This window comes from Paraburkholderia flagellata, from assembly GCF_021390645.1.
Taxonomy (GTDB): Bacteria; Pseudomonadota; Gammaproteobacteria; order Burkholderiales; family Burkholderiaceae; genus Paraburkholderia; species Paraburkholderia flagellata.
In genome coordinates this window covers 1,526,788-1,540,814 of the sequence record NZ_JAJEJT010000001.1, presented here as the reverse complement: position 1 = coordinate 1,540,814, position 14,027 = coordinate 1,526,788, and the positions used below count along the sequence as shown (strand labels likewise).

Genomic DNA, 14,027 nt, shown 5'->3' with positions numbered 1-14,027 from the left:
ATGGAGAATGCCCCGTCGTTCAACCCGCAGTTCAGCCCACAGTTCAGCCCGTCACCGACCCGCGATCGACCTTGCGCGCGAGCACGATCGAGGTGGTCGTGCGCTCCACGCCCGGCATGCCGCCGATCTGGTCGAGCAGGTCGTTGAGGCGGTCGGGCGAATCGGCGCGCAGCCACGCGACGTAGTCGTACTCACCGCTCACGGCGCACAGCAACTGCACTTCGGGCATCTTGCCGAGGCGCTTTTGCACATCGGGCCCGTGGCGCGGCGCGATGATGAGCCCGACCCACGCCTGCAAGCTCGCGTCGAGCACGTCCTGGCCGAGGCGCACGCCGTAGCCCGCAATCACCTGCGTGCGCTCCAGGCGCTCGATGCGCGCAAGCACCGTGGTGCGCGCAACGCCGAGGCGCCGTGCGAGGTTCGCGACGCTTTCGCGCGCGTTTTCCTGCAGCAGCGCGACGAGGCTGCGGTCGAGGTCGTCGAGTTGATCGAGGCGCGGAGGTCTCATCGGGCGGCGGTCTCTTCGAGAAGTCTGAACGGCGTCATTATCGCGCGTGGCTGGGCGCCTGAGCGGCGGTCACGGCGTGCAAGCCATGCGTGACGGGTATTTCCACGCGTTTCGTTTGTAAGCAAGTGTCGCAGCCGGGGCGTCGTGAAGCGAGAACGTGGTACTAATACCGGCTGCAGGCATTCTGGCCGTGCTACCCGCTACGAAATGATTCAAGGAGTCACAATGAAGAAAGCTTTCGTCATCCTTGCCGCCTCGCTCGCGATGAGCGGCGCATTTGCGCAAAGCGCCGCTCCGGCCGCCGCAGCCTCGGCTGCATCGAGCGCCGACGTGCGTGCCGCGCAGCATCAGCAGCGTGTCGAGGAGCGCATCACGTGGCTGCATACGCAGCTCAAGATCACGCCCGAGCAAGAGCCGCAATGGAATACGTTCGCCGACGTCATGCGCAGCAACGGCCAGACCATGGCCGGCCTCTACAAGCAGCGCATGGAAGGCGAGAGCACGCGCAACGCACTCGACGACATGAAGCAGTACGCGCAAATCTCGCAGGCGCACGCCGAAGACATGCAGAAGCTCGTCACGGCGTTCGAGCCGCTCTACACGAGCCTCTCGCCTGAGCAAAAGAAGCTCGCCGACCAGACCTTCCGTCACGGCAACGAGCATGGCCCTTCGGGCAAGCCGATGAAGCCGAAGCACAAGGGTAAGGCAAAGCCGTCCGCAGACGCAGCAGCAAGCGACAGCGAAGCGGCCAGCACACCGGCCGCGCAGTAACGCTGTGTCCAACAGCAAGGCGCAGTAAGGGCACTCGTCGAACCGGCCACGCTCCCACGCGTGCGCGGCGGCCCGATCCAGGGTACCCTTGCGGACCGCGCGACGGCCGGGCAGTTTCGCCCGGCCGTTGCTTCTTTGGAACCCGATTCTTGTAAAGCAGGTCCGCTGCCGACGCCATGATTGAACTGACCCAACTCGACCTGAGCGTCGACCCTGCCGCACAGCGCGTCGTCAAGGACGAAACCGTGAGCGTCGAGTTCGCAGCCGTTGCCGGCGAGCTGATGAGCCTGGAAGGCCCGAACCGCTACGCGCCTGGCGACGCGATCATTACCGGTTCAACCGGCGATCGCTGGGTCGTATCCCGCGATCGATTCGATGCGAAGTATCTGCCAGCGAGCGACACCCTCCCCCACGGCGAATCAGGCGCGTATCGCAACCACCAGGTCGTCGTGCTCGCACGGCGCATGGACGAGCCGTTCACGCTTGTGCGTTCGGCCGGCGGCGACCGGCTGAGCGGTGTGGCCGGCGACTGGGTCATGCAGTACGCGCCCGGCGACTATGGCGTCGTGCAGGCCGCGCGTTTCGCCAAGGTCTACAAGCTCGCGAGCTGAGCTTCAGGACAACGCCGACCGGGCGCGATGCGCCCAGCCCTTCGTCGCTTTACGCAAACTCTTCATCCAGCGCGATCGTTACCTCGCGCGGCACGTCTTCGCCTTTCGCGTGCTGTTCCTCTAGCGATTCGATCGTCGCCTCCACGTAGGCTCGCAACACCGCGAAGCTGCGTCCGCGCAGCCGCGGTGGCAACGCGCGATAGCGCGCGAGCGCAGCAGGCGCCAGCGCGATCGTGAGCGCCATGCGGCGCGCCTTCGAGCCGAAGCGCATCGCCACCCAGTGCACGACCAGTTGCGGCACGCCGTTCTCGTTCGGATCTTCGGCAAAGCGCGTCTGCTCGGGAAAGATGTCGGCGATCACGCGGGCGAGCTCGTCGAAATCGGGGCTCGCACATTCAAACAGATAGTCTTCCATTGACGCCAGAAAAAAGGAGTGAATCGCGCAGACTCACGCAGCGCGCGCGACGCGCCGCTGCGGGCGGCACATCCTGAAGAGCACGACGGCGACCACCAGGGCCGCCACCGCATACAAACCATCCACGACGACGAGTGGCGCAAGATGCGCCTGGTACATCGCCGCAGGCACGTCGATGAGCGCGTGCACCAGGATCGCGAGCGGCAAAATCCCCTTCCATCCCGCGCGCACGCCGCGCCACATCAGCACCGATAACCCGATCTGGAACACGAATGCGGCCGTACGCTCGAGCGCGAACACGCCCGCGAAAAACGGCGAAAGGCTCCCGAGTATCAGATGCACGCGCAAGACCGAGTCCATCGTGAGGTTGGAGAGATGCTCGTCGAGATCGCCACGATTTGCGAGCACCGCGAATACGATCCACTGCAGTTGCACGAGCACGCCCACGAACCACGCCTCCGCGCCCGCATGGCCGATGCCGTAGCCGAACGCCGCGCTGTCCGCGGGGGTATTGGGCTTGCGCGCGGCGCGGCGCGCGATGATCCGCATGGCGATATAGCGGCCGACCTCCTCGCACACGCCCGCGGCGAGCGTGCCGTACAGCACGAAGAACGCGGGATTCGAGAGCACCTGCGCCGTGGCGGCGTTCCCGTGCAGCATGTAGTCATTGATGGCGCGCTCGATCACGGTTGCGAAGAACGCGAAGATGGCGACGCCCGCGATCGTATCGCGCCAGTCGAGCGCGAATGGCGCGCGCAGCCGGCGATAGAGCGATACGGGCAAGGCGGCGACGAACAGCGTCGCGAGCGAGAGGCAGACGAGCGTGATCGGGGCTACAAACATGGGCTTCCTTATGACGTTCGGCACGCACGCACGCGCGCCGCAGCCCGAATGATCGCAGATATTGACGCCCGCGCGCAGGCCCGGCTGCGCGCAGGCCTTGGAATCGCGCCGTTGGAGCGCTCAGTCAGCCCGCTCAGTCAGCCCACGCAGTCAGCCCACGCAGTCAGCCGGCTCACCAAACCCGCACGACGTGCTTTCGATCGCGCCGCAGTCACCCCAGCGTCGAAGCCCTCACCACCAGTTCGCCCTCGAACGCCGCCGCGCGCGCATTGGGCGCCGCGCCCTCGATGCGCTCGTGCAGAAACTCCACCGCGCGATAGCCGATCTCGCGCGTGGGCTGGCGGATCGTGGTGATTCCGGCAAGCTCGGCCCACTCCGGATCGTCGATGGCAACGAGCGCCACGCGCTGCTGCCACTGCGCGCCGAGCGCCGCCTTCAGATGCAAGGCAAGGCGCAGCGCCACCGGCGCGTTGGCCGCGAACAGCGCGCAGCGCGCACCGCGCGCGCTCGCCTGGGCCACGTGGGCGTCGAGCGCCGCGAGCGCGGCTTGCACAGCCGCTTCATCGTGGAGATCGAGCACATGCGTGAGGCCGCGCGCCGCGCCCTTCGTCGCCTGCATCGACTCGCGAAACGCCGCTTCGCGCTCGCGCCGTGAACTCACCTGCTCGAACGGCTGCACGACGAACACGATGTCGTCGTAGCCGCGCGCAAGCAGATGCTCCGTGCCGAGGCGCACGGCCGCCGCATTGTCGAGACCGACCATGTCCGCATCCAGGCCGTCGACGGTACGGTCGATCAGCACCGCCGGAATGCCGCCGCTGCCCACGGGCTTCAACATCGATTCACGCACGCCGAGCGCGTTGACGATCACACCTTCCACGCGATACGTGGTGAGCAGTTGAAGATAGCGCCGCTCCATGTCGATTTCGTTCGCCGCGTGGCAGATGAGCGGCATGTAGCCGAGCGCGTGACACGCCTCCTCCACGCCCTGCAGGATCTCCACCGAATACGGGTTGGCGAGATCGGCGAGCAGCAGGCCGAGCAGACGGTTGCGGCCCCGCTTGAGGCCGCGCGCCATCTGGTTGGGGCGATAGTCGAGCCGCTCGATCGCCGCTTCGATGCGCGCGCGCAGGTCAGGCGAAAGCACGCCCAACTCGCCGTTCAGATAGCGCGAGATGCTGGTCTTGCCGGTGCCGGCTTCACGCGCCACGTCGCTGATGGTCGCGCGGCGCGGCGCCGTGGCCGCGGCGCCCTTTTTCGCGGCATCGACGTTGTGCGGACTATCCGCGCCGCCCGCAGCCATACTCATCGCGCGAGCACGTCGCGGTTGACGACGTTCACGTCGAGCGTGCCGGCGAGCGCCGCGACGAGGTTCTCCGCCGCGCAGCGCGCCATCGCGTGACGCGTCTCATGCGTGGCCGAGCCGATGTGCGGCAGCGCCACCACGTTCGGCATCCGCAGGAGCGGCGACGCGGGATCGATCGGCTCGCGCTCGAACACGTCGAGGCCTGCGCCGTGAATCGTGCCGGCTTCGAGCGCCGCGATCAGCGCTTGCTCGTCCACCGTCGCGCCGCGCGAAGCGTTGATGAGAATCGCGCTCTTCTTCATTTTCTTCAGTTGCTCTGCGCCGATCAGGTGTCGCGTGGCGTCGGTGAGCGGCACCTGGAGGCAGACGAAGTCCGAGCTTGCGAGCAGTTCGTCGAGTTCGACGCGACGCGCGCCATAGTTGCGTTCGGCCGCTTCGTTCGGACTGCGGTTCGTGTAGAGCACCTTCATGTTGAAGCCGAGCGCCGCACGCCGCGCAACGGCGCCGCCAATGCGCCCGAGCCCCACGATGCCGAGCGTTTTGCCCTGCACGTCCACGCCGAATTGCGCCGGGCCGATGCTGGCCTTCCAGTGGCCCGCCTTCACCCAGTCGGCAAGCTCGACCACGCGGCGCGCGCTCGCGAGGATGAGCGAGAACACGGTATCGGCCGTCGATTCAGTCAGCACGTCGGGCGTATGGGCCAGCAAGATGCCGCGCTTCGTGAGATCGGGCACATCGAACTGGTCGTAGCCCACGGAAATCGTAGAGAGCGCCCTCACGCGCGAGCCGTCCAGCATCGCCGGGGTGATCTTCACGCTCGCGCCGATCGCGCCGTCGGCGTCTTTTAGCGCGGCGGCGAGCGCACCGGGCTGGTCCGCATCGACGTCGATCAGTTCGGCGTGCTCGCGCAGGTAGTCGGCGACATCGGCGGGCAAGGCTTTATAGACAACGATTTTCAGCTTCATAAGTGCGCTAGAAAAGAGAGGTTATTTTCCGTGAGCCGGCGATGCATAACCACGGGCGGCCTCGCGCTGCGGCTTGACGGCGAGCGTGAGGCCCACCGAAACGAGCAGCGCCACGCTCATGAACGCATAGGATGCCGCAGGCGAGCCCGTCGCGCCATTCAGATAGCCGACCACATAGGAGCCGACGAACGAGCCGAGCGCGCCCATGCTGTTGATGAGCGCCATCGCGCCGCCGGCCACGTTCTTCGGCAGCAGTTCCGGCACGATCGCGAAGAACGGGCCATACGGCGCGTACATCGCCGCGCCGGCAACGACGAGCAGCGAATAGGAGATCCAGAAGTGCGTCGAGCCGAGGGCATAGGAGCCCGCAAAAGCCATCGCGCCGACCAGCAGGAACGGCCACACGAACGCACGGCGATTGTCGAGCTTGTCCGACGCCCACGAGGCGGCGAGCATCGCGATGGTCGCCGCGAGATACGGCACGGCGGAGAGCCAGCCCGTTTCGACCATGCCGAGCGCGGAGCCATTCTTCACGATCGAGGGCAGCCACAGCACGAAGCCGTACACGCCAATGCTCCAGCAGAAGTACTGCGCGGAAAGCAGCATTACGGCGGGCGTGCGGAACGCGTCGGCGTAGTTGCGCACCGGCTTGATGGCGGCCTGCTCGGCGCGCATCGCGGCGTCGAGCGCGCGCTTCTCATCGTCGGAAAGCCAGTTCACCTGCGCGGGCTTGTCGCGCACGAGGAACCACCAGCACACGGCCCACACGACAGCCGGCACGCCTTCCGCGATGAACATATGGCGCCAGCCGAACGCATGCACGAGATAGCCCGAAACGACCGACATCCACAGCACCGTGACCGGATTGCCAAGGATCAGGAACGTGTTGGCGCGCGAGCGCTCCTTCTTCGTGAACCAGTTGCTGATGAAGATGAGCATGGCGGGCATCACGGCCGCTTCGACCACGCCGAGCACGAAACGAATCGCCATGAGCGACGGGATGTTCGTGACGACGCCCGTGAGCGCGGCGCAGCCACCCCACAGCACGAGGCTCGCGAACACGAGCGTGCGCACGCTGCGCCGCTCGGCATACATGGCGCCCGGCAGCTGGAAAAAGAAGTAGCCGAGGAAGAACAGCGCGCCGATCAGCGACGAGAGCCCCGGGCTGATACCGAGATCGCGGTTGATGCCCGCCGCCGAGGCGAAGCCGTAGTTGGCGCGGTCGAGGTAGGCAAGGCTGTACGTGATGAACACGATCGGCATGATTGCCCACCAGCGGCGCGGTGCGAGCGAGGTTGAGGTCATCGGTGTCTCCAGTTAAATGGGGCTTGGTACCTGCCAGTGCCGCCCTCTGGTGTCATGTCGTTTGGCGCGCCGCTTGCGAATGCGCTTTGCGTTGCGCCGCTTGTTCCGTGCTTCGTAGGTGCTTGTGCCGCGCAGATTCCGCTAGACAGGGGCAGCGGCGCACGCCTGCTGTTGCGCAGCTTCGAGCGCATCGAGCTGCGCGCGCGTCGGCAAACCTTCCGAGTCGCCGATCACCTGCACGGCCAGCGCGCCGATGCGGTTGCCGCGCGCGACCGCCGCAGCAAGCGCATGCCCTTCGAGCAACGCGCTCACCACGCCCACGGCGAAGCCGTCGCCCGCGCCCACGGTATCGACCACGCGCTCCACGCGCTGCGCCGCGACGCGGCCCTGCTCGCCAACGGCTGTGGCGTAGTACGCGCCCTCTGCGCCAAGCTTCACGATCACGCCGCGCGCGCCGCGCGAAAGATAAAACTGCGCGATGGCTTCAGGATCGTCCGAGCCCGTCAGCACGCGGCCCTCGCCCACGCCTGGCAGCACCCAGTCGGCGAAACTCGCGAGTTCGTTGAGCGTGCCAACCATCTCGGCTTGCGAGCCCCAGAGCGTCGGGCGCAGGTTCGGGTCGAACGAAATCGTGCGGCCCGCGGCGCGCATCTCGTGTGCGAGCTTGAACGCCAGTTCGCGCGACGAAGAGGAAATTGCCGGCGCCACGCCGCTCAGGTGCAGATGGCGCGCGCCGAGCACGTAGTCGGCCTGATAGTCGCAAGCCGAGAGCTTGCTCGCAGCCGACCCGCGGCGGAAATATTCGACGGCCGGATCGCTGCCGTCGTCATTCTTCGACTTGAGCTGGAAACCGGTCGGAAAGTGCGTGTCGGTGCTGACGCAGCGCGCGTCGATGCCTTCGTGCGCGAGCACGTCGCGCACGAACTGGCCGAACGAATCGGCGCCCACGCGGCTCATCCAGCCCACCTTGAAACCAAGGCGCGCGAGGCCGGTCGCGACGTTGAGCTCCGCGCCCGCTGCGCGCTTCGTGAAATGCGCGACCTGGGCGAGCGGCCCCGGCTCGGTGGCGACGAACATCGCCATTGCTTCGCCGTACGTGATGACATCGAGTGCTTCGGTCATGAGATGCGTTCCTGATGAATCGTATGGGGAGTCTTGGGCTCGGCTACGTGTGCTCAAGCGGCTGCGAGCCAATCGACGTAGTGCGCGGCGTCCTCGTCCACGCGCGCCGGATCGAACGGAAACTCGATGCCGCGCGGCACATGTGTCGGCAGCAGCGCGAGTGCGGCGCGGCACAGGGTGTCGTCGTCGCCTGGCGCCGCGGCGAAGCGGCGTGCGCCCTCGCCGACCACCGCCTTGCAATGGATGTATTCGACGTACGGCGCGAGCGCGGCAGCGGCGAGCAGCGGTGGCTCACCCGGCCATTGCCAGTTGCCGATGTCGAATGTCATGCCGATCACGCCCGGTGCCCCGCCGTCGCGCAACGCGTTGAAGAGGCCGATGAACTGGTCGAGCTTGCCGCCCTGCTCAAGCTGACCGTTCTCGACGACGACGCGAGGGCCGTTGTTCGCTTTACCCCTTTCGTCCGTCGCGGCAGTGCGCGCGCCCAATTCTTCGAGCAGGCTCGCGAGACGCCCCGCGCTGGCGTCGCCTGCGAAACCGCCGAGTTGCAGCTTCACGAAACGCGCGCCGAGCGCGCGGCCCGCGGCCAGAGCGTAGGAAAGTGCCGCTTCGTCGAGCGCGCCATCTTCGCCATATAGCGCGTCCGGCGTGGACCAGACGCGCCACAAACCCTCGCCCGCGAGCGCCGTTCCGAGCGCGCGCAGCGCTTCGGGCTGCGCGTCGGCATCGTGCATGAGTTCGCGCCGCACCTCGAACGCCTGTGCGCCCGCACGCCGCGCCGGACGGCTCCACGCCGCATGACCGTCACGCCAGATTGCCTGCGCGCCGAACGCGCTCGCCACGATTGCTACTTCCGCCATTGCCGTCTTCCTGTTGCGTGCCGCCGCGCACCGCGCTCTTTCGGGCCTTCCAGCTTTCTTGGAACCGGTTCCAAATCCAGCCCGAAAAAAAGCGCCTGCGCGCCGGTTGATTAGGGCGGATAGTGCGCGCTAGCCGCTCAGGCCGCCATTCTGGATTGCCCTGGGTCGGGTGGGTCAGGTGAATCAGGCGCCGGGAACATCGGCGAGACACAGTTCCAGAAAGCGCTGTGCGACGCGCGAAGCCGCGCCCGCGTGCGGTACCAGAATCGAGAAACGCCGCGCAAGCGGTTCGGGGCCAAGGCTGATCTGCCGCAGTGCGCCGTTCTCGTGGCGCATCGACATGGCGGAGACGAAGCCGATGCCCATGCCCGCCCGCACCGCCTCCTTCACGCCCTCCACGCCAGCGATCTCCAATGCCACGCGCATGGGCACGCCCGCGCGCGCGAATGCGCGCTCGACCACCTGGCGCACGCCTGAGCCATCCTCACGCAAAACGAGCGGCCACTGCGCGAGCGTTTCCACCGTGATGGCGGGCTTCGGAGCGGCCGCTTCCCCTTGCGCATCGCATTGTGACGCCAGCGCGTGAGTGCGCGGCACGATGGCGACGATTTCATCCTCGTGCCACGGATGCACCGCCGTATCCGGCGGCAACTGCTCGCCCACCGGCCCTTCGATCAGCGCGATATCGACGGTCCCGAGCATGCCCACGACGTCCGTCGTATTCCCGCTCGACGTTTCGAGCTTGACCTGCGGATAGTGCGCATGGAATTGCGCCACCAGATACGGCAGCCGGTAGCTCGCGGGCGTGGTGGTGGCGCCGATGCGTAGCGTGCCGCGCTCTAGGCCGCGTAACGCGTCGCGGTACGCGAGCGCGTCGCGCCAGGTGTCGCGCAAGCGGGCCGCGTAGCCCGCTAGCTGCACGCCCGTGGGTGTGAGGCGCACGCCCCGGCCGTCGCGCTGATAAAGCGGCTCCCCGATCTCCTCCTGCAGCAGCCGCAGCTGGCCCGAAACGGCCGGCTGCGACAAATGCAGCGCCAGCGCAGCTCGACTGATGTTGAGATGCTCGGCGACTGCAGCGAAAGTTATCAGTTGTTCCGGGGTCATCGTGGGAAACCATCGTGTTGCCCTATATATTACTTCACAAATCACGATTTTTCATATCGATATATCTAAATTAGGATTAGGCCATTCGATAGCGACCTGTTCGCTACCCCATTTTTCGACCGGTTCGTCCGGTAGAGAGGCCGTCATGTCTACACCCAGTCTTGCGCACTCGTTGCCGTCCACCCGCGGGCAGCTCAACGGCGTGCTGTTCGTCGCGCTCTTCGCGGCCGCCGTCACCAGTGTCGCTTCGCTGCCCGCCATCGCGGGGCTCGGCATGAGCCCGCTGATCGTCGGCATCGTCGCGGGCGCGATCTACGGCAATGCGCTGCGCGACGGCATGCCCGAAAGCTGGGCCGCCGGCGTGAACTTCTCCGCGCGCAAGCTGCTGCGCATCGCCGTGGCGTTCTTCGGCCTGCGCGTGAGCCTTCAGGAGATTGCCCAGGTCGGCGTGCCGGGGCTCGTCGAATCGGTCGTGATCGTCGTGAGCACGCTCGTAATCGGCACCTGGGTCGGCATGAAGGTCCTCAAGCTCGACCGCGACACCGCCATTCTCACCGCGGCCGGCAGCGCGATCTGCGGCGCGGCCGCCGTGCTCGCTTTCGAGTCCACGCTGCAATCGAAGCCGCACAAGAGCGCCATGGCCGTGGGCAGCGTCGTGCTGTTCGGCACGCTTTCGATGTTCCTTTACCCGGTGATCTACAACGCGGGCTGGCTGCATCTGGATACGCTCGGCGCCGGACTCTTCTTCGGCGGCACGATTCACGAAGTCGCCCAAGTGGTGGGCGCGGCGAGCAACGTGAGCCCGGAGGCCACGCACATCGCCACCATCGTCAAGATGACGCGCGTGATGCTGCTCGTGCCCGTGCTGCTCGTGCTCGGCGTGTGGCTCAACCGTGCGGCGCGCAGCAAGGCACAGGCCGACGGTCACGCCAGCCACGGCGGCGCGCGCAAGCTCGCGGTGCCCTGGTTCGCGCTCGGCTTCCTCGCGCTCGTCATCGTGAATTCGCTCCACGTTTTGCCCGAAACGGCCACCCACGCGGTCAACACGCTTGACACCTTCGCGCTGACCATGGCAATGACGGCGCTCGGGATCGAGACGCGCTTCTCGCAAATCCGTCAGGCCGGCCCGCGGGCGCTGACAGCCGGTTTCATCATCTACCTGTGGCTCGTCGGCGGCGGTCTGGCAATCACCTGGGGCGTGGAGCGCCTGTTCGGATGATCCGGCGCCCAGGGGCCGCGCGCCCCGACCCGCTCCCCCGTGTGCCGGCACTCCCGGCCACCGGCCCCGCTCGCCGCGGGGCTTTTTGCGTTTCTGCACGCGGCGGCCAGGCGGTTGCTCGCGAGCGCACGCCACGCGCGAACCAGGCGCGACGGTTGCGAGCGATACTGTGCGTTGCTGTGCGTGACGTGAGCAGCAGCGGCGCAGGCCGTGGCGAGCACGGCATTGAACGCAAGGGGACGACCGATGGCATACGAGCTCTATTACTGGGACGGTCTGCAGGGGCGGGGCGAATTCGTGCGGCTCGCGCTGGAAGAAGCGCAAGCGCCCTATGTGGACGTCGCGCGCGGCGAAAAGAAGGACGGCCTCGGCATTGGCGCGATGATGGGCGAGCTGGACGGCGACGAGCCGTACCCGCCGTTCGCACCGCCCTTTCTCAAGGACGGCGACCTCATCGTGCCGCAAACCGCCAACATCCTTTTCTATCTCGGCCCGAAGCTCAAGCTCGCGCCGCTCGACGAGGGCCTGCGGATCGTCGCGAACGGCCTGCAACTCACGATCGCGGACCTCGTGACCGAGGCGCACGACACGCATCATCCAATCGCGAGCGGGCTCTACTACGAGGACCAGAAGGACGCAGCGAAGGCGCGCTCAGCGGATTTCATTGCGCATCGCATTCCGAAATTCATGGGCTATTTCGAGCGCGTGCTCGCGCTGAATCCGGACGGCCCGCGCCACATGGTGGGCAACACGCTCACCTATGTCGATCTTTCGATGTTTCAGATCGTCGAGGGCCTGCGTTACGCGTTTCCAAAAGCCACGAAACATTTAGCGGATCACTATCCGCATGTCGTCGCGCTGCGCGACGCCGTGGCGAAGCGCCCGCATATCGCCGCCTATCTCGACTCCGAGCGGCGGCTGCCGTTCAACGAAACCGGCATCTTCCGGCACTACCCCGAACTCGACCGGGCCGTGCGCTGATCGCGCGCGGGCCGTGGACGGTGTGCGCAGCCATCCTGTTTCATGCACCCGGTGCGCCGTTGCCGCTGCGCACCCGTTATGCTTCCCGCCGCACGTCGCGCCCTGCGCACGCGCGGCTTTCTTTCACCCGTAACCTGACCCGCCCGCCGTGCTGTCATTCCTGCTGAAACTGCGCACCCGCGCCCGCGACCTTTTTCGCCTGTCCGACGCCCACACGATGCTGATCTGGTCGGTCATCGTGGGCGTTGCGGGCGCGTTTGCGACCGTGATCTTTCGCGAAGGCATCGCGCATGTGCAAATGCTGTTCACGGGCAGCGAAGGCAGCCTCGTCGAGATGGCGCGCCATCTGCCGTGGCACCGGCGTATCTGGATGCCAACTGTCGGCGGCTTCATCGCGGGATGCCTGCTGTTGCTCGCGCGGCGCAAGGCGACCAGCAACGGCAGCAAGGCGATCCACGCCGACTACATCGAAGCAGTGGCAATCGGCGACGGCGTCATGCCCGTGCGCACGAGTATCTGGCGCAGCCTCTCGTCGCTCTTCACGATCGCGAGCGGCGGCTCGATCGGCCGCGAAGGCCCGATGGTGCAACTCGCTGCCCTCGCCGCCTCGCTGATCGGCCGCTGGGTGCACTTCGATCCGTCGCGCTTGCGCCTGCTTGTCGCGTGCGGCGCGGCGGCCGGTATCACCTCGGCGTACAACGCGCCCATCGCGGGGGCCTTCTTCGTGACCGAGATCGTGCTCGGCTCGATCGTCATGGAGAGCTTCGGGCCGATCGTCGTCTCCTCCGTGGTCGCCAACATCACGATGCGTGAGTTCGCAGGCTACAAGCCGCCGTATGAAATGCCGGTGTTTCCCGCCGTGACGGGCGTCGAGGTGCTGCTGTTCGTGGCGCTCGGCCTCTTGTGCGGCGCGCTTGCGCCGCAGTTCCTCGTGATGATGGACACCGCGAAGAAAGGCTTCGGCAGGCTCAACGCGCCGCTGCCCGTGAGGCTCGCGCTCGGCGGTCTCGTGGTGGGCATCCTATCGGTGTGGACGCCCGAGGTTTGGGGCAACGGCTACAGCGTCGTGAACTCCATCCTGCATTCGCCCTGGACCTGGACCGCGCTCGCCACGGTGCTCGTTTTCAAGCTCATCGCGACAGCCGCGACGGTCGGCTCCGGCGCCGTGGGCGGCGTGTTCACGCCAACGCTCTTCATGGGCGCGGTGCTCGGCTGCCTGTTCGGCCAGGGCATGCACGCGCTCTGGCCCGACGGCACCTCCGCGCCCTACGCCTACGCGATGGTGGGCATGGGCGCGTTCCTCGCGGGCGCGACCCAGGCGCCGCTCATGGCAATCCTGATGATCTTCGAGATGACACTGAGCTACCAGGTCGTGCTGCCGCTCATGCTCTCGTGCGTGGTCGCGTATTTCGTCGCGCGCGCGATCGGCAAGGCGTCGATGTATGAAATCACGCTGCATCGCAACCGCGAGGAAGCCGAGCGCATGCGTCTGCGCATGACTCAGATGCGCGAGCTGGTGCGCCCCGCGCAGACCGTCGTGCTGGAGAGCGCCACGGTGCAGGAAATGACGCGCGTGTTCCTGGAATATCCGGTGAAGTACCTCTACGTGACGGATGAGACGGGCCGCTTTCTCGGCGCGGTCGCGCTGGCCGACATCACCTCGGACCTGCTGCAAAGGCGCGACACCTCGAACAAACATGCCCGCGACTACCTGAAGCCGACGTTCGACGTGCTCACGCCCGATATGCCGCTCGCCGTAGGCCTGCAGCACTTCATGTCGTTCCAGGGCGAGCGCCTGCCCGTGGTCGAAAGCACGCGCGAGCCGACGCTCGCGGGCGTGGTGTACAAGACCTCGCTTCTTGACGCCTATCAGCGCATGAACGCCGAGCGGTAAGCCTCGCCGGCGCGTGAGCCGTGTGGCAAAGCGCGGCGGATTTTCTAGAATTCAGAGGGCAGCTTCAAGAAACAAGCGCTACCCGGCCCGCGCTGTGCGCATGCGTACGGACGCACACGCAGG

14 protein-coding genes are annotated in these 14,027 nt (G+C 66.6%); 5 read left to right on the top strand and 9 right to left on the bottom strand.

Going from position 1 to position 14,027, the window contains the following annotated elements:
* Nucleotides 1-43: 43 nt before the first annotated feature.
* Nucleotides 44-508, bottom strand: coding sequence for an Lrp/AsnC family transcriptional regulator (locus L0U83_RS06740; protein ID WP_028207862.1), 465 nt, complete (start codon nt 506-508; stop codon nt 44-46).
* A gap of 225 nt (nt 509-733) precedes the next feature.
* Between L0U83_RS06740 and L0U83_RS06735 the strand changes: the two genes are divergently transcribed.
* On the top strand, nt 734-1,279 hold the full coding sequence (locus tag L0U83_RS06735) for a Spy/CpxP family protein refolding chaperone (RefSeq protein WP_233881498.1): 546 nt from the start codon (nt 734-736) through the stop codon (nt 1,277-1,279).
* A 176-nt stretch (nt 1,280-1,455) separates the two neighbouring features.
* Entirely contained in the window at nt 1,456-1,890 is a 435-nt protein-coding gene (locus L0U83_RS06730; protein ID WP_233881497.1) for a PGDYG domain-containing protein, read from the top strand.
* A gap of 49 nt (nt 1,891-1,939) precedes the next feature.
* Here the strand turns inward: L0U83_RS06730 and L0U83_RS06725 are convergent, their stop codons facing one another.
* From L0U83_RS06725 to L0U83_RS06690, 8 genes are all read right to left on the bottom strand, one after another.
* Complete coding sequence (locus L0U83_RS06725; protein WP_233881496.1) at nt 1,940-2,305, bottom strand: DUF3022 domain-containing protein; 366 nt, start codon at nt 2,303-2,305, stop codon at nt 1,940-1,942.
* A 33-nt stretch (nt 2,306-2,338) separates the two neighbouring features.
* Complete coding sequence (locus L0U83_RS06720; protein ID WP_233881495.1) at nt 2,339-3,148, bottom strand: YhfC family intramembrane metalloprotease; 810 nt, start codon at nt 3,146-3,148, stop codon at nt 2,339-2,341.
* Between the two features lie 211 nt (nt 3,149-3,359).
* Nucleotides 3,360-4,457 carry a LacI family DNA-binding transcriptional regulator gene (locus L0U83_RS06715; protein WP_233881494.1) on the bottom strand — a complete coding sequence of 366 codons (1,098 nt, stop codon included), beginning with the start codon at nt 4,455-4,457 and terminating at the stop codon, nt 3,360-3,362.
* Complete coding sequence (locus L0U83_RS06710) at nt 4,454-5,419, bottom strand: 2-hydroxyacid dehydrogenase (RefSeq protein ID WP_233881493.1); 966 nt, start codon at nt 5,417-5,419, stop codon at nt 4,454-4,456. The genes L0U83_RS06715 and L0U83_RS06710 overlap by 4 nt, the downstream gene beginning before the upstream one ends.
* Before the next feature lie 21 nt (nt 5,420-5,440).
* Nucleotides 5,441-6,724: an MFS transporter gene (locus L0U83_RS06705; protein ID WP_233881492.1), complete on the bottom strand. Its 1,284-nt coding sequence runs from the start codon at nt 6,722-6,724 to the stop codon at nt 5,441-5,443.
* A gap of 141 nt (nt 6,725-6,865) precedes the next feature.
* Nucleotides 6,866-7,846, bottom strand: coding sequence for a sugar kinase (locus tag L0U83_RS06700; RefSeq protein ID WP_233881491.1), 981 nt, complete (start codon nt 7,844-7,846; stop codon nt 6,866-6,868).
* A 53-nt stretch (nt 7,847-7,899) separates the two neighbouring features.
* Nucleotides 7,900-8,706 (bottom strand): TIM barrel protein, encoded by an 807-nt coding sequence (locus L0U83_RS06695; RefSeq protein WP_233881490.1) that lies wholly within the window; start codon nt 8,704-8,706, stop codon nt 7,900-7,902.
* A gap of 183 nt (nt 8,707-8,889) precedes the next feature.
* Nucleotides 8,890-9,810, bottom strand: coding sequence for a LysR family transcriptional regulator (locus L0U83_RS06690; protein WP_233881489.1), 921 nt, complete (start codon nt 9,808-9,810; stop codon nt 8,890-8,892).
* A 145-nt stretch (nt 9,811-9,955) separates the two neighbouring features.
* Here L0U83_RS06690 and L0U83_RS06685 point away from each other — a divergent pair, with 145 nt between their 5' ends.
* The 3 genes from L0U83_RS06685 (at nt 9,956) to L0U83_RS06675 (ending at nt 13,904) form a co-directional block, all read left to right on the top strand.
* Nucleotides 9,956-11,029 carry a YeiH family protein gene (locus tag L0U83_RS06685; RefSeq protein ID WP_233881488.1) on the top strand — a complete coding sequence of 358 codons (1,074 nt, stop codon included), beginning with the start codon at nt 9,956-9,958 and terminating at the stop codon, nt 11,027-11,029.
* A gap of 246 nt (nt 11,030-11,275) precedes the next feature.
* Nucleotides 11,276-12,010 (top strand): glutathione S-transferase, encoded by a 735-nt coding sequence (locus tag L0U83_RS06680; RefSeq protein ID WP_233881487.1) that lies wholly within the window; start codon nt 11,276-11,278, stop codon nt 12,008-12,010.
* Nucleotides 12,011-12,158: 148 nt separating this feature from the next.
* Nucleotides 12,159-13,904, top strand: a complete 1,746-nt coding sequence (locus L0U83_RS06675) for a ClcB-like voltage-gated chloride channel protein (protein WP_233881486.1) — start codon at nt 12,159-12,161, stop codon at nt 13,902-13,904.
* Nucleotides 13,905-14,027: the final 123 nt, after the last annotated feature.